12 protein-coding genes and 1 pseudogene are annotated in these 15,280 nt (G+C 57.6%); 4 read left to right on the top strand and 9 right to left on the bottom strand.

The annotated features are described in order from the left end of the window. Nucleotides 1–375: 375 nt before the first annotated feature. The gene (locus PCOSP_RS28420) at nt 376–3,141 is read left to right on the top strand and encodes a TrlF family AAA-like ATPase (RefSeq protein ID WP_464709955.1); all 2,766 of its coding nucleotides are present in this window, start codon (nt 376–378) and stop codon (nt 3,139–3,141) included. Nucleotides 3,142–4,238: 1,097 nt separating this feature from the next. Here the strand turns inward: PCOSP_RS28420 and PCOSP_RS28415 are convergent. The 6 genes from PCOSP_RS28415 to PCOSP_RS28390 all read right to left on the bottom strand — a co-directional run bounded on the left by PCOSP_RS28415 (nt 4,239) and on the right by PCOSP_RS28390 (nt 9,543). Beyond that, complete coding sequence (locus tag PCOSP_RS28415; protein ID WP_464709954.1) at nt 4,239–4,979, bottom strand: hypothetical protein; 741 nt, start codon at nt 4,977–4,979, stop codon at nt 4,239–4,241. Between the two features lie 55 nt (nt 4,980–5,034). Then, nucleotides 5,035–5,415, bottom strand: coding sequence for a RidA family protein (locus tag PCOSP_RS28410; protein ID WP_014340863.1), 381 nt, complete (start codon nt 5,413–5,415; stop codon nt 5,035–5,037). Between the two features lie 34 nt (nt 5,416–5,449). Then, nucleotides 5,450–7,555 (bottom strand): bifunctional GTP diphosphokinase/guanosine-3',5'-bis pyrophosphate 3'-pyrophosphohydrolase, encoded by a 2,106-nt coding sequence (gene spoT / locus PCOSP_RS28405; RefSeq protein WP_055135215.1) that lies wholly within the window; start codon nt 7,553–7,555, stop codon nt 5,450–5,452. Between the two features lie 60 nt (nt 7,556–7,615). Then, complete coding sequence (gene rpoZ / locus PCOSP_RS28400) at nt 7,616–7,879, bottom strand: DNA-directed RNA polymerase subunit omega (protein ID WP_003177259.1); 264 nt, start codon at nt 7,877–7,879, stop codon at nt 7,616–7,618. 167 nt (nt 7,880–8,046) lie between these two features. Further along, entirely contained in the window at nt 8,047–8,667 is a 621-nt protein-coding gene (gene gmk / locus PCOSP_RS28395; RefSeq protein WP_139641160.1) for a guanylate kinase, read from the bottom strand. Nucleotides 8,668–8,679: 12 nt separating this feature from the next. Next, entirely contained in the window at nt 8,680–9,543 is an 864-nt protein-coding gene (locus tag PCOSP_RS28390; RefSeq protein ID WP_464709953.1) for a YicC/YloC family endoribonuclease, read from the bottom strand. A gap of 276 nt (nt 9,544–9,819) precedes the next feature. Between PCOSP_RS28390 and rph the strand changes: the two genes are divergently transcribed. Continuing rightward, nucleotides 9,820–10,542: a ribonuclease PH gene (gene rph, locus PCOSP_RS28385; RefSeq protein WP_024780256.1), complete on the top strand. Its 723-nt coding sequence runs from the start codon at nt 9,820–9,822 to the stop codon at nt 10,540–10,542. Between the two features lie 29 nt (nt 10,543–10,571). Beyond that, entirely contained in the window at nt 10,572–10,940 is a 369-nt protein-coding gene (locus PCOSP_RS28380; RefSeq protein WP_024780255.1) for a DUF4870 domain-containing protein, read from the top strand. Nucleotides 10,941–11,114: 174 nt separating this feature from the next. On the opposite strand, the gene PCOSP_RS28375 is transcribed toward PCOSP_RS28380, so the two are convergent. Continuing rightward, on the bottom strand, nt 11,115–11,894 hold the full coding sequence (locus tag PCOSP_RS28375; protein ID WP_013694557.1) for an exodeoxyribonuclease III: 780 nt from the start codon (nt 11,892–11,894) through the stop codon (nt 11,115–11,117). 82 nt (nt 11,895–11,976) lie between these two features. Here PCOSP_RS28375 and pyrE point away from each other — a divergent pair, with 82 nt between their 5' ends. Next, nucleotides 11,977–12,621, top strand: coding sequence for an orotate phosphoribosyltransferase (gene pyrE, locus PCOSP_RS28370; protein WP_041023878.1), 645 nt, complete (start codon nt 11,977–11,979; stop codon nt 12,619–12,621). Between the two features lie 187 nt (nt 12,622–12,808). On the opposite strand, the gene argB is transcribed toward pyrE, so the two are convergent. Then, nucleotides 12,809–13,714, bottom strand: a complete 906-nt coding sequence (gene argB, locus PCOSP_RS28365; RefSeq protein ID WP_053192101.1) for an acetylglutamate kinase — start codon at nt 13,712–13,714, stop codon at nt 12,809–12,811. 27 nt (nt 13,715–13,741) lie between these two features. Next, nucleotides 13,742–15,145: pseudogene (locus tag PCOSP_RS28360) on the bottom strand (phosphomannomutase/phosphoglucomutase); the annotation flags it as partial. Nucleotides 15,146–15,280: the final 135 nt, after the last annotated feature.

Genomic DNA, 15,280 nt, shown 5'->3' with positions numbered 1-15,280 from the left:
CATCATGCCTTCCTCGGTTTACTAGGCGGTCGTATAGGGGGTTTAGGCTTGCCAGATGCTAAAGAATCTGGCTGATCCGGCTTTTCCTGCCTTGTGACCGTTGGAGCTGAATGCACTGCCAGGGATGGTTCTGACCTAGCGGAGCAAGTGCCGGCCCATAGGTATGTTGTCCTTTACGGTTGGTCCGTTAAGAGAATCTCGGGCGCTCACGAGCCATCTACCTCTGCCTTAGAGCCCTCACCTCAAGCAGTCCCTGAAGGGCATCCATCAGGCTGATAGTAGGCTTTCGCCATTACGGGTAAGCTCATAGCTCTCATGGCTGCAACCTGAACCTAGGAGGCAGTACCCGTTTGGCGTGCTTAAGGATGAAGGTTGATGGTTCAGGTAGGAGCAAGATGGTGGAAACTCGACTTTCATACGCATACGCCAGCCTCGATGGACTATGGGCGCCATGAGCCTCATCTTCGCAACACCGTGACGCCTAGGGAGTGGTTATCATCGTTTGTAGAAAAGGGCATTGAGTGCGTAGCGGTTACGGATCACAACACTGCATCTTGGGTAGACCGTCTCCAAGAAGAAGCTGCAGTGATGAGGGATGAAGGAAAGATTATCCATGTCTTTCCTGGTGTAGAAATTACAGCCAATGGTAATGTCCATATTCTTGCTATTTTCGACCCTTCTAAATCATCTGAAATTGTAATGGCTGCTGTTGGTGCTGCGAAATTTCGAGGCGAGTACGGCAATAGTGATGCAGTGGCTGGTGAAAGCGCCGAAAATATTGTCGATGAAATCACCAAATTAGGTGGCATTGCGATCCCTGCTCATGTCGATATGAAGGCAGGAATGTGTCAAATACAGTCAAGCCATACAATAAGTCAGATCTGCCAAAAATCCTCTGCCATTGAAGTGATTTTTCCAGAAGGCGGGCGTGGTCTAGAACATGATGAATGTTTAAGGCGGTACAAGGCCCTGGATTCGGGTTTGGCCGAAGTCATAGGATCTGACGCGCACCGTCCAGATGAGGTAGGTAGGGCCTATACCTGGGTCAAGATGTCTAGCCCTACTATTGATGGTGTAAGGTTGGCGTTGGTTGATGGTGCTTCATCAATCAAACGATCAAACACGGTTACAGGCAATCCAAATGCTGCTTCAAGTAACGTGATTCATTCTATATCTATTGATAAAGCAAAATATTGTGGTAGAGGTAAACCGTTAGAAATTGTCTTTAACCCCTGGCTGAATTCTATTATCGGCGGACGTGGGAGCGGGAAATCTTCTATCCTTGAATTCATCCGGCTTGGATTAGGTCGGGATAAGGATTTGTTAGATATACCTGGCCGTAATGAGGTTAAGGATACATTTTCACGGTTTGCACAAAAGTCAGCAAATCGTGAGGCCGAGGGAGTTCTGCTCGATGCAACATGTATTAGTTGCGTGATTCTAAAAGAGGGCGCGTATTACCTTCTAAAATGGGCATCCAACGCACCTAGCGTAGCAATATTTAAATGGGATGGTCAGGAGTGGAAGGCAGAACATGGTGATGCGCGAAGTAGGTTCCCGGTAAAGATATTTAGCCAAAAGCAAATATATGATATGGCAAAAAATCCGAGTGCCTTAATAAGAATTATTGACGAAACAGATGTAGTTGATTTGTTCGGTTGGAAAATGGCTTGGACTGAGAAAGAGAATAAATTTTTGTCTCTCTGTAGTCAGAGAAGAGTCCTCCAAGGTCAAATGGCTAACAAGAATATTCTTGAAGGACAGTTATCAGATGTGAATCAAAAGATTGCCATTATTGAGTCGTCAGGACATGCTCAGGTATTGTCCGACTTTAATGAGGCAGTAACAAAAAATAAAGCAATAGAAGATTTTAAAGAGTCCTATTCAAATTTGGGAGGAAAACTTTCAGAGCAGATGCGGACTGCTGATCAGCTTAAATTTAATAGTACAGTGTTTGCGGCTACGAACGAAATTGATGTTGAGGTGCTTCAACGCGTTGGCGTGATGAATCAGGCTTATCTGGAATTCAAAAGCAAGATGAATTCACTCATAGCTGGCATGAATCACAGTCTTGAAGAATTTAGCCAATGGCAGGCTAGTAGCTCTTTTGGTAAGCAGCAAGAATCATCGTTTAGCCAATATGCATCTCTTGTCGCAACCCTCACTCAGAATGGAGTGGATAATCCAGATCAATATCAACAGCTCGTAGAAACAAAAAGTGGTATTGAAAAGAAGCTTGCCGAGATAGAAACTTTTGAATCACTAGAGCGCCAAGCAACAACTGAAATCAATCTGATTTATGCTGATCTAATTGAATTGAGAAAATCACTAACCAATAGGCGCAGAGATTTCGTTCGCCAGCATTTATCAAATAATCCATCTGTCAGCTTATCTATAGAGCCGTTATGTAATATTGATGATATGGAAGAATCATTCCGGGCTGTCATCGGCCGTACTGATGCTGCTTTTGCAAGTGATATACTTGATAAGGAAAAGCAGACAGGGTTCTTGTATTCTCTTTGGGTGGCTCTAATTGCTGAACATAACAAAAACCCAGCAGTGCCAAACGATCTCACTCAGAGCTTTACCTGCGTTCATGGTTTTAAGAGCCACTTGTTTAATTATAGCTCGGGGCAAATCATGGGCATGCCCATCGGTAAACGGTTTTCAGATTTGTTGAGCCAATTGCAACCGCAAATTTTTGACAAACTTAATCTGTGGTTCCCTGATGATCGACTAGTTGTTAAATTCAATGATGGCAAAAGGCTGAAGGATATTTCTCAGGGGTCTGCTGGTCAGAAAGCGGCTACCGTACTCTCCTTCCTATTGTCCTATGGGAATGAGCCTCTGATTTTGGATCAACCAGAAGATGACCTAGATAACGGCTTAATTTCCTCGTTGATTGTCTCTAAGCTTCAGGAAAACAAGTCGAGAAGACAAGTCATAGTAGTCACTCATAATCCCAATATTGTCGTCAACGGTGACTCTGAATTCGTTGTAGCTCTTCAAGACAAAGGTAGTATTGAGGTGGCTGCATCTGGCGGCCTTCAGGAGCCAGACGTAAGGCGTGAGGTATGCGAAATCATGGAGGGTGGTAAGCAAGCCCTAGAACAGCGATACCGCAGAATGATCGCTGTCTGACTTCGGTCTCACAGCCATTGTCAGGGATTACATCTTGCCAGGTTGTGCCGGTGGGCGTTTTGTATCTGTTGGTTTGCCCGTAGCTGCAGATCCTGGCTGAACTGGCTTGTCCTGCTCTGATGCTGCTGGAGGCGTGACAACGACTGGCTTCTGATCTTGCGCGGCAAGTGCCGGCCCGTCGCTTGTGGCTTGGCCGGTGGGGCTTCGTCTAGCGTTATCCTCGCTTGTATAAGGATGCTGTCCAGCTCCTGGGCTGTTAGCTGCTCATCATTTCGTAGGTCGTCAATGACACGCTTCTTCATTGCCTTCGGCAGATCGTTAAGGTGCTGGACGTAGGTGAAGTCATGAGTGGGTATCCCCTTGTGTATCCCATAGAGGAAGCCATATAGCTTCGGTCGTGCATCAACCCCACGATCCATCCTGTTGTTCGTCTGGTTCATCCATGCCGATTTTCAGCTTTTTATCCATGATTACGCCGGATTTCTTGGCAGTGATTTTGAAGTCGAACTCGTCTAGGTAGATCGACCAACCGCTTACGCTATGCCACCTTTTTGTGAATGTACGCTATTGGCCGATAGCAGCCTTCCGCGAAGGGCTGCTTCGGATCGAATCCGTTCGGCCATCTCTGGTTTCCTATGATCTGGTTATTCCAGTTATTCGGGGTTGACGGAGGTGACAACGTTGACCCAAGATTGCTCAACAGCTCAGTACAGCTCGCAGGTAATTTTTAGAACCTGCCCGGCGGTCCTGGGCTTTTTTTGTCCGAAGGACAAGCACAAGAGCGGTCGCTGGAGGCTCAACGATCACTCCCTGAATGACCTGCTTGCGGGGAGGAAAAGCTGGGAGGAGATTACGAATGACGACTTCAATTGTGATATCGATTAAAAACTGTCGACATCAAGCTGGGTACGGACATCACTATCCCCTGCGCTGAACAAGTTGCCGATGTCTTTGTGTTGGGCGCACCTCTTACAAATTAGATTTGTAGCATTCCGAGGCATGTGGGGCAGAGCGGAAATTTTTGAGTAATCAGATTACTCGTGGTGGTAGGCATTGCCCGCCGTTGAATCGGGCGGGCTAGTGCAGGAGAGAGCGGCTTACTGCTTTTCCAACACCCACTGCCGAGTCCCCGCCGTATACGACGGAATCTCATCCGCCAACGACGCATTCACAGTCTGGAAGATTTGCAGCTGCTTACCATCCCGAGCAAAGATCCAGGTATTCCCATGGCCTTTCTGCTGCAGCCAGATGGTGTCGTTGCCGTTGCTCATGGTGGCGCAGTCGCCTGCCAGGCACAGGGCGTAGCGGTCGACCCCCGGCAGGCCGCTGACTTGGCCGTCGGGTTGGAACTGGACGGTGGCGCCTTGGCCGGGGCCGTTGACGATGTTCCAGGTGCCGTTCAGGTAGGCGGCGTATAGCGCTCGCTCGAAGCTCGCGCCGATGGGGGCGCCTTCCGGTACCTGGAGTTGCGCGCGGTCGAACACTTGCTGCGGCTCGTTCTCGGTGGCGGCCTGGCTCAGTTGGTTGCCGTCGCGCTTGAGTTCGCTGGCGGCGCTGCCGTAGATGTCGACTTTCCACAGGCCGTCTTCTTCGGCCAGCAACTTGCCTTCGACGTTTTCAAAACCGTTGGTGTAGCGCGCCTGGCCGGCCCGGGTGTTGATGTTCCATTCCAGGTTGGGGCCATAGGCCTGCAGCGCTTCGCGCAGGGGGCCACCCTTGGCGGCAGCGTCGATGGCGGCCTGGTTGATCCAGGTGCCGCTGATGTCACGGTCGGCAGGGTCGCTGGCGCAGCCGGCCAGGAGGAGGGCGAGCAGCGGGAGAGCAAGCGCTTTGCGCATGGTGGAATCCTTTCAAAACGAAAACGGCGCAGCGGGGGACGCTGCGCCGGCCTTGTTACTCGATGACCAGGATGGCATCCATCTCGACCTGCGCGCCCTTTGGCAGGGCCGCTACGCCGATGGCGGCGCGGGCAGGGTAGGGCTGGTCGAAGTACTTGCCCATGATCTCGTTGACCTTGGCGAAGTGGCTCAGGTCGGTGAGGAAGATGTTGAGCTTGACGATGTCCTTGAACGACCCGCCGGCGGCTTCGGCCACTGCCTTGAGGTTTTCGAAGACCTGTACGGTCTGGGCTTCGAAGCCTTCCACCAGCTCCATGGTTTTCGGGTCCAGGGGGATCTGGCCCGACATGTACACGGTGTTGCCCGCCTTGATCGCCTGGGAATAAGTACCGATGGCGGCCGGGGCCTTGTCGCTGGTGATGACGGTTTTGGTCATGTATGACTCCTTGTAATGGCTGGGCTATTGGGGGTTATGCGCGCATGCGGGTGATGCGGATAACGCCGGTCAGGGCTCGCAGTTTCTTGATCACGCGGGCCAGGTGTACGCGGTCGTGCACGCTGACCACCAGTTGGACGACGCTGATGCGGCCGTCGCGCTCGTCCATGCTGATTTTCTCGATGTTGCCGTCGGCGGCGTTGACGCTGCTGGCCAGCAGGGCGATCAGGCCACGCTGGTGTTCCAGCTCGACCCGCAGCTCGACGTTGAATTCGCCGGTGACATCCTTGGCCCAGGAGAGCTGGATGCATTTTTCCGGGTTGTGGCGGATTTCGCTGATGTTGCGGCAGTTGTCCAGGTGCACCACCATCCCCTTGCCGGCGGACAGGTGGCCGACAATCGGGTCGCCCGGGATCGGCGTGCAGCACTTGGCGTAGCTGAGCACCAGGCCTTCGGTGCCGCGGATCGCCAGTGGGCCTTCGGGGCTTGGCAGTTGTTCGCCTTCGCCCAGCAGGCGGCGGGCGACGACATAGGCCATGCGATTGCCCAGGCCGATGTCTTCGAGCAGGTCTTCGACCAGTTCGAGGCGGTATTCCTGGAGCATCGCTTGCACGCGCTCGGCCGGGACTTTTTCCAGCGAGCTGTCGAAACCGTTCAGCACCTTGTTCAGCAGGCGTTCGCCGAGGCTGATGGATTCGGAGCGGCGTTGCAGTTTCAGGGCGTGGCGGATGTGGGTACGGGCCTTGCCGGTGACCACGAAGTTGAGCCACGCCGGGTTCGGCCGCGCACCGGGGGCACTGACGATTTCCACCGTGGAGCCGCTTTGCAGCGGTTCGGACAGCGGCGCCAGGCGACGGTTGATCCGGCAGGCGATGCAGCTGTTGCCGACGTCGGTGTGCACCGCGTAGGCGAAGTCCACCGCCGTGGAGCCTTTGGGCAGCTCCATGATCCGGCCCTTGGGCGTGAAGACGTAGACCTCGTCCGGGAACAGGTCGATCTTGACGCTCTCGATGAACTCCAGGGAGTTGCCGGCCCGCTGCTGCATTTCCAGCACGCCCTTGACCCACTGTCGGGCCCGGGCATGGGTGCTCTTGGGTTGTTCGTCACCGCTGGATTTATACAGCCAATGGGCGGCGATGCCGTTGTTGGCCATTTCTTCCATTTCACGGGTACGGATCTGGATCTCGATCGGTACGCCGTGCATGCCGAACAGCGTGGTGTGCAGCGACTGGTAGCCGTTGGCCTTGGGAATCGCGATGTAGTCCTTGAAGCGTCCCGGCAGCGGTTTGTACAAATTATGCACAGCACCCAGCACGCGGTAGCAGGTATCGACCTTGTCGACGATGATCCGGAACGCGTAGACGTCCATGATCTCGTTGAAGGCCCGGCGCTTGCCGCGCATTTTCTTGTAGATGCCGTAGAGGTGTTTCTGCCGCCCGCTGACTTCGCCTTCGATGCCGTCGATGGCCAGGCAGTGGCTCAGAGACTCTTCGATCTTGTTGACGATTTCCTTGCGGTTGCCCCGGGCGCGCTTGACGGCCTGGTTGATGCGCGCCGAACGCATCGGGTGCATGGCCTTGAAGCCGAGGTCTTCGAATTCGATGCGGATTGCATGCATGCCCAGGCGGTTGGCGATGGGCGCGTAGATTTCCAGGGTTTCCTTGGCGATGCGTCGGCGTTTTTCGCCGGACAGCACTTCCAGGGTGCGCATGTTGTGCAGGCGGTCGGCGAGCTTGACCAGGATCACGCGAATGTCGCGGGCCATGGCCATGGCCATTTTCTGGAAGTTTTCGGCCTGGGCCTCGGCCTTGGTCTCGAAGTTCATCTGGGTCAGTTTGCTGACCCCATCGACCAGTTCGGCCACGGTTTCGCCGAACTGCGCTTGCAGCGCTTCCTTGGCAATACCGGTGTCTTCGATCACGTCATGGAGCATGGCCGCCATCAGGCTCTGATGGTCCATGTGCATGTCGGCAAGGATGCCCGCCACCGCGAGCGGGTGCGTGACATACGCCTCGCCGCTGCGGCGGCGTTGGCCGTCGTGGGCTTGTTCGGCGTAGAAGTAGGCTCGGCGGACCAGATTGACCTGGTCCGTGCCGAGGTAGGCCGATAAGCGATCGGCGAGGGCGTCTATGCTCGGCATGATGATGACTCCTGCCGTTTGCTGTGACCCCGCGCCGTGCTACGTCGACCAGGCATAGATTTAGACCGCCTCGTTGGACTCGTCCTCGAACGCTGCGAACAGCGGTTCGTCTTCAACGATTTCAGCGTTGGCGATGAACTCGTAGCTCATCAGGCCTTCGGCGATTTCACGCAGCGCTACCACGGTAGGCTTGTCGTTTTCCCACTGGACCAATGGCTCTTTGCCGCCGGTGGCCAGTTGACGGGCACGCTTGGTAGAGAGCATGACCAGCTCAAAGCGGTTTTCCACGTGTTCTAGGCAGTCTTCAACGGTTACGCGGGCCATGGTATTCCTCGGAGCGAATGCGATATGCGCGCTGCCCGGTTGGGCGAGCGGACTCGACAGTTTAAAAAAACACCAGCGTTTAGGGAAGCGCTGATTTTTTGACCAAACCCCTCGGCGCGCTGCAAGTACCAATGTAAAGCCGTTGCAGCGGTTTTGGGAAGGGGCGGTCAGCCCAGCAGTTCGGCCAATAATTTACCGAAACGTTGCTGCTGGCGTTTCTGTTGCAGCTGATTGGCGCGGAAAACCGCCTTCAGGTCGTTCAGCGCGTGGGCGAAATCATCGTTGATGATCAGGTAATCGTAGTCCACGTAGTGGCTCATTTCGCTGACGGCTTCACGCATCCGGCCTTCGATGATCTCGTCGCTGTCCTGGCCACGGTTGTTCAGGCGCTGGCGCAAGGCTTGCTGGCTCGGTGGCAGGATGAAGATCGAACGGGCCTGGGGCATCAGCTTGCGCACCTGTTCGGCGCCTTGCCAGTCGATTTCCAGGATCAGGTCGTGGCCTTCGTCCAGGGTCTGCTGCAAGTAGCTCTGCGAGGTGCCGTAGAGGTTGCCGAAGACTTCGGCGCGCTCCAGGAAGTCGCCGTGCTCGGCCATCTTCACGAACTCTTCGCGGTCGACGAAGTGGTAGTTCACGCCGTTCACTTCACCCGGGCGCATGGCGCGGGTGGTGTGGGAGACCGAGACGCGGATCTGCGGCTCGGCGTCGATCAGGGCCTTGACCAGGCTGGTCTTGCCTGCGCCCGAGGGCGCGGAAATGATGTAGAGAGTGCCGGTGCTGTGGGTCATGTCGGGTTAGCCTTACTCAATGTTCTGCACTTGTTCGCGCATCTGCTCGATCAACACCTTGAGGTTGACCGCAGCCTGGGTGCTGCGCGGGTCGAAGGCTTTGGAGCCCAGTGTATTGGCTTCGCGGTTGAGTTCCTGCATCAGAAAGTCCAGGCGGCGACCGGCCGCACCGCCGGACTTGAGCACCCGGCGGACTTCGATGATGTGGGTACTCAGGCGATCCAGTTCTTCGGCCACGTCGCTTTTCTGCGCGAGCATGACCATTTCCTGTTCCAGGCGCTGCGGATCCAGCTCGGCCTTCATGTCGGCGAAGCGATCCAGGACTTTCTGGCGTTGGGTGGCGAGCATCTGCGGAACCAGTTCGCGCAGGGTCGCCACGTCTTCTTCGATGGAGGTCAGGCGCTCGTTGATCAGCCGGGCCAGTTCCGCGCCCTCGCGCTCACGGCCGGCCTTGAGTTCCTTGAGCCCCTGGTTGAACAGCGCCAGCGCCTCGGCGTTCAGGGCCTGGGGATCGCTGGCATCGCCCACCAGCACGCCGGGCCAGGCCAGGACTTCCAGCGGGTTCAGGGCGGCGGGGTTCTTGATCAGGCTGGCAACGGTTTCGGCCGCGGCCACCAATTGCGCGGCGCGCTCGCGGTCCACTTGCAATGGCTTGCCGGTGCTTTCTTCGGTAAAGCGCAGGGTGCATTCCAGCTTGCCCCGGGACAGGCCCTGGCGCAGTGCTTCGCGCACACCACCTTCCAGGTCGCGGAAGGACTCGGGCAGGCGCAGGTGCGGCTCCAGGTAGCGGCTGTTGACCGAGCGCAGTTCCCAGCTCAGGGTGCCTTGGGCGCCGGCCTTTTCGACGCGGGCGAAGGCGGTCATGCTGTGCACCATGGAGGTTCCTCGCAATGCAGGCCGGGCACGACCGGGGTCGTGGCGCCTGGGGTCTGTGGATAAAAAGCCGACGGGCAGCAAAGGCGCAGGATTGTAGCGCAGTGAGGCGCGTGCCCCCAAACCGTGCCTGTGACAAAGCGCTGCAACCCGTCGGGCGGGCCTTTGAGCGGCATGCGGCGCGGCGGTTTCAAAGCGGTGCGACGTTTTAAACTGCCCTAGGACGATTCGCGGCTTTATAATGCCGGCAGTTTTCCGTCCTCTGTACAGGTGTTCCCTATGAAACGTCCAAGTGGTCGCGCTGCCGATCAGCTCCGCTCGATCCGCATTACCCGCAACTACACCAAACACGCCGAGGGATCCGTACTGGTCGAATTCGGTGATACCAAGGTCATCTGCACGGTCAGCGTCGAGAACGGCGTGCCACGGTTCCTCAAGGGCCAGGGCCAGGGCTGGTTGACGGCCGAGTACGGCATGCTGCCGCGCGCCACCGGTGAGCGGAACCAGCGCGAGGCCAGCCGTGGCAAGCAAGGCGGGCGCACCCTGGAAATCCAACGCCTGATCGGCCGTTCGCTGCGCGCTGCCCTGGACATGTCCAAGCTGGGTGACGTGACGCTGTACGTCGATTGCGACGTGATCCAGGCCGACGGTGGCACCCGCACCGCGTCCATCACCGGTGCCATGGTGGCCTTGGTCGACGCCTTGAAGGTGATCAAGAAGCGCGGCGGCCTCAAGGGCGGCGACCCGCTCAAGCAGATGATCGGCGCGGTGTCCGTGGGCATGTACCAGGGTGAGCCGGTGCTGGACCTGGATTACCTGGAAGACTCCGCCGCCGAGACCGATCTGAACGTGGTCATGACCAGTGCTGGCGGCTTCATCGAAGTCCAGGGCACCGCCGAAGGCGCGCCGTTCCAGCCTGAAGAGCTGAACGCTATGCTGGAGCTGGCGAAGAAAGGCATGAGCGAAATTTTCGAACTGCAAAAGGCCGCCCTGGCCGATTGATCCACAGCGCTTCAGACAAGGAGAGCGTCATGAGTGATGAACAAGTGCTACTGCCCCAGCCGGACAGGGAGGCGCGTCAATGGGCGATGTTCTGCCACTTGTCCGCCTTGTCGGGCCTGGTGATTCCGTTCGGTACGCTGATCGGGCCGCTGGTGCTCTGGCAGATCAAGCGCGAGTCCGATCCGTTCATCGATGCCCAGGGCAAGGAAGCGCTGAACTTCCAGATTACCGTGGCGATTGCCTCGCTTATCAGCTTCCTGTTGATGATCGTGGTGATCGGCTTCTTCCTGTTCGGGCTGATCGCCATCGGCGCGCTGGTGTTGACCATCATCGGCGGGATCAAGGCCAATGAAGGGCAGCCGTACCGATACCCGTTTACCTGGCGGTTGATCAAATAACGATCAACGCATGGCCCGTGTGGGAGCGAGCCTGCTCGCGATAGCGGTGGATCAGTCACATCAGTGTTGAAGCCCATTCCGCCATCGCGAGCAGGCTCTCTCCCACAGGGGAAAGGAATTGCCCACAAAAAAACCGACAGTGCTGTCGGTTTTTTTGTGGGTGCGAAACGATGCTTAGATCGTCAGCGTCCAGTCGTAATCCACGATCAGCGGCGCATGCTGCGAGAAGCGTGGCTGGCGCGGCAAGCGGGCGCTGCGCACGAAGCGGCGCAGGCCGGGCGTCAGCAACTGGTAGTCGAAGCGCCAGCCGAGATTGAGCATCTCGGCCTGCTCGTTGTCCGGCCACCAGCTGTACTGATCGCCTTCGCGGCTGACTTCGCGCAGGGCGTCGACATAGCCCATGTTGCCGATGATCTCGTCCATCCAGGCCCGTTCAGGCGCCAGGAAACCCGGGGACTGCTGGCTGTCGCGCCAGTTCTTGATGTCCAGCTTCTGTTGCGCCACGTACAGCGAGCCACAATAGATGTACTCGCGACGTTTGCGCCGCTGCTTATCCAGGTAACGGGCGAAATCGTCCATCAACTTGAATTTCTGATTCAAATCTTCATCGCCGTTCTGCCCCGAAGGGAGCAATAAGGTCGCGATGCTGACCTTGTCGAAATCGGCCTGCAGGTAGCGCCCGTAGCGGTCCGCCGTCTCGAAACCGAGACCGTTGATGACAGCCTTCGGTTGCAGCCGCGAGTACAGAGCCACGCCACCCTGGGCGGGGACTTCGGCATCGCAGGCATAAAGGAAGTAACCATCCAGTTGGAAGGCTGCATCGTCCAGTTCAAAGGCGGAGGCGCGGGTGTCCTGCAGGCAGATGACGTCGGCATTCTGTGCTTGCAGCCAACTGAGCAAACCTCGCTCCACTGCAGCCTGAATACCATTGACGTTCACACTGATGATCCGCATAAATGGCCCCAAAAATCACGTGCGTGTATGATACACGCCGTGTACCTATTTAGCTAAATCCGCGGTATTTGAGGCTTTTTTCATGCAGGCGTATCAGCGCGATTTCATTCGCTTTGCCATCGATCGCGGGGTTTTGCGCTTCGGTGAGTTCACCCTCAAGTCCGGGCGCACGAGCCCGTACTTCTTCAATGCCGGCCTGTTCAACAGCGGTTCCGCCCTGGCCCAGTTGGGTCGTTTCTATGCGGCGGCCATTGTCGAGAGCGGAATCCCGTTCGACGTGCTGTTCGGCCCGGCCTACAAAGGCATCCCGCTGGCCGCCACCACTGCCGTCGCCCTGGCCGAACACCACGACCGCGACCTGCCCTGGTGCTTCAACCGCAAGGAAGCCAAGGCCCACGGTGAAGGCGGCAGCCTGGTGGGCGCGCCGCTGACCGGTGACGTGCTGATCATCGACGACGTGATCACCGCTGGCACCGCCATCCGCGAAGTGATGCAGATCATCGCTTCCCAGGAAGGCGCCAAGGCCGCCGGCGTGCTGATCGCCCTGAACCGTCAGGAACGTGGCAACGGCGAGCTGTCTGCGATCCAGGAAGTGGAGCGCGACTTCGGCATTCCGGTCATCAGCATCGTTTCGCTGACCCAGGTCCTGGAGTTTTTGGCTGACGACCCGCAGCTCAAGCAGCATTTGCCGGCGGTCGAGGCTTATCGGGCGCAGTTCGGCGTCTGATCGGCTTGCACATTCCCCTGTGGGAGCGAGCCTGCTCGCGATAGCGGCGGATCAGTCAACATCAGTGTTGAAGCCCATTCCGCCATCGCGAGCAGGCTCGCTCCCACATGGGGTATCTCGCAGGTGGCCGGTGCAAAAAAAGACCCCGCTCAGCCAGGCTGAGCGGGGTCTTTTTTTGGGGTGTGGCTTATGGACGCTTGCGATTGCTGATCAACGTACCCACGCCAGTGTCGGTGAAGATCTCCAGCAGGATCGCATTCGGCACCCGGCCGTCGATGATCAACGAGCTGCCGACGCCGCCTTGCACCGCTTCCAGTGCACAACGGATCTTCGGCAGCATGCCGCCGTAGATGGTGCCGTCCGCGATCAGATCGTCGACCTGTTGGGTCGACAGCCCGGTCAGGACCTTGCCCGACTTGTCCATCAGGCCGGCGATGTTGGTCAGCAGCATCAGTTTTTCAGCTTTCAGTGCTTCGGCGACCTTGCCGGCCACCAGGTCGGCGTTGATGTTGTACGACTCGCCGTTGGCGCCCACGCCGATAGGCGCGATCACCGGGATGAAATCGCCCTTGACCAGCAGGTTCAGCAGGTCGGTGTTGATGCCGACCACTTCGCCCACATGGCCGATGTCGATGATTTCCGGCTGGGTCATTTCCGGCGTCTGGCGGGTGACGGTGAGTTTCTTCGCTCGGATCAGCTCGGCATCCTTACCGGTCAGGCCGATGGCGCTGCCGCCATGACGGTTGATCAGGTTGACGATGTCCTTGTTGACCTGGCCGCCGAGGACCATTTCCACCACATCCATGGTCTGCGCGTCGGTGACGCGCATGCCATCGATGAAGTGGCTTTCGATCGACAGGCGCTTGAGCAGGTCGCCGATCTGCGGGCCACCGCCATGCACCACCACCGGGTTGATGCCCACGGCCTTCATCAGCACGATGTCGCGGGCGAAGCCGGTCTTCAGCTCCTCGCTTTCCATCGCGTTGCCGCCATATTTGATCACCAGGGTCTTGCCGACGTAGCGTCGGATATAAGGCAACGCTTCGGACAGGACCTTGGCGGTGTTGGTGGCGGCTTCGCGTTCGAGGGTCATTCAGGGCTCCAGTGGCGCTTCAAAAAATCAAAACGGTAGTTGAAGATCGGGTGCAACACGTTTGAGTTGGGTGTGGAACACATCCTTGATGCGCTGCAGCTCGGCTTCGTTATCGGCCTCGAAACGCAGGACCAGCACCGGTGTGGTGTTGGACGCGCGAACCAGGCCCCAGCCGTGGGGATAGTCGACCCGCACACCGTCGATGGTGGTCAGTTCGGCCCCTTCGCCCCATTGAGCGTCGTGCAGTGCATCAATGATGCTGAATTTGCTCTCTTCGGTCACATGGATATTGATTTCTGGCGTAGAAATATCGTTCGGGAAGGTCGCGAACAGGTCTTCGGCGCTGGATTTTTCCTTGCTGAGGATCTCCAGCAGGCGTGCGGCGCTGTAGATGCCGTCGTCGAAACCGAACCAGCGCTCCTTGAAGAAGATGTGGCCGCTCATCTCGCCGGCCAGCAGCGCGCCGCTTTGCTTCATTTTTTTCTTGATCAACGAATGGCCGGTCTTCCACATCAGCGGACGACCACCGTATTCCTTGATCAGCGGCACCAGGCGACGGGTGCATTTAACGTCGAAAATGATCTCCGCATCGGGGTTGCGGGCCACGACGTCCTTGGCGAACAGCATCAGCAGGCGGTCAGGGAACACGACACTGCCGGTATTGGTCACCACGCCCACGCGGTCGCCGTCACCGTCGAAGGCCAGGCCCAGGTCGGCGTTGGTTTCCTTGACCTTGGCGATCAGGTCTTCAAGGTTTTCCAGCTTGCCCGGGTCCGGGTGATGGTTGGGGAAGTTGCCGTCCACCTCGCAGAACAGCGGGATGACCTCGCAGTTCAGGGCTTCGATCAGCTGCGGGGCGATCACGCCGGCCGCGCCGTTGCCGCAGTCGACCACCACTTTCAGGCGACGGGCCAGCTTCACGTCCCTGACGATTTCGTCGCTGTAGCGCTCGAGGATATCGACCTTGGTGACGGTGCCCTTGCCGCTGCTCAGGTCGTTGGTCTTGAGACGGGTGTGCAGGGCCTGGATCTGCTCGTTGGCGAGGGTGTCGCCGGCGATGACGATCTTGAAGCCGTTGTAGTTCGACGGGTTGTGGCTACCGGTAAGCATCACGCCGGATTTGCCGGCCAATACGTTGGCGGCGTAATACAGCGCCGGGGTCGGGACCAGGCCGACGTCGCTGACGTGGCAGCCACTGTCGGCAACGCCCTTGATCAGCTGCTCGACCAGCTCGGGGCCGGACAAGCGGCCATCGCGGCCGACGCACACGTTCGGTTCGCCCTGGGCCAGGCTCTGGGAGCCAATGGCGCGGCCGATCCAGTAGGCGGTTTCGCCGGTCAGGGTTTCCGGCACCACGCCACGGATGTCGTAGGCGCGGAAGATGCTGTCAGGAAAGATCGGTGCGATTGCGGCTGGGGTGTTCATGGGCGGGACGCTCTATTCAGAAGTGACTGGACAGGCCGACGATCAGCGTCGGCAGGCTCAAGCTGAAGGGTATGACGGCGTTTTTGACAGAGAGTTCGTGGTGGGAAAATGCCATGAGACAGCGTTACCCTGGCCTCGCTC

This window comes from Pseudomonas sp. MAFF 730105 (assembly GCF_055380705.1).
This window is presented reverse-complemented; position numbering and strand designations above follow the sequence as displayed.

What these genes read in the sequence shown, in the direction of transcription:
- PCOSP_RS28380 (WP_024780255.1), top strand. Translation starts at nt 10,572, where the DNA reads ATGAGTGATGAACAAGTGCTACTGCCCCAGCCGGACAGGGAGGCGCGT.
- PCOSP_RS28410 (WP_014340863.1), bottom strand. Translation starts at nt 5,415, where the DNA reads ATGACCAAAACCGTCATCACCAGCGACAAGGCCCCGGCCGCCATCGGT.
- argB (WP_053192101.1), bottom strand. Translation starts at nt 13,714, where the DNA reads ATGACCCTCGAACGCGAAGCCGCCACCAACACCGCCAAGGTCCTGTCC.
- PCOSP_RS28375 (WP_013694557.1), bottom strand. Translation starts at nt 11,894, where the DNA reads ATGCGGATCATCAGTGTGAACGTCAATGGTATTCAGGCTGCAGTGGAG.
- gmk (WP_139641160.1), bottom strand. Translation starts at nt 8,667, where the DNA reads ATGACCCACAGCACCGGCACTCTCTACATCATTTCCGCGCCCTCGGGC.
- PCOSP_RS28415 (WP_464709954.1), bottom strand. Translation starts at nt 4,979, where the DNA reads ATGCGCAAAGCGCTTGCTCTCCCGCTGCTCGCCCTCCTCCTGGCCGGC.
- rph (WP_024780256.1), top strand. Translation starts at nt 9,820, where the DNA reads ATGAAACGTCCAAGTGGTCGCGCTGCCGATCAGCTCCGCTCGATCCGC.
- pyrE (WP_041023878.1), top strand. Translation starts at nt 11,977, where the DNA reads ATGCAGGCGTATCAGCGCGATTTCATTCGCTTTGCCATCGATCGCGGG.
- PCOSP_RS28420 (WP_464709955.1), top strand. Translation starts at nt 376, where the DNA reads ATGGTTCAGGTAGGAGCAAGATGGTGGAAACTCGACTTTCATACGCAT.
- spoT (WP_055135215.1), bottom strand. Translation starts at nt 7,555, where the DNA reads ATGCCGAGCATAGACGCCCTCGCCGATCGCTTATCGGCCTACCTCGGC.
- rpoZ (WP_003177259.1), bottom strand. Translation starts at nt 7,879, where the DNA reads ATGGCCCGCGTAACCGTTGAAGACTGCCTAGAACACGTGGAAAACCGC.
- PCOSP_RS28390 (WP_464709953.1), bottom strand. Translation starts at nt 9,543, where the DNA reads ATGGTGCACAGCATGACCGCCTTCGCCCGCGTCGAAAAGGCCGGCGCC.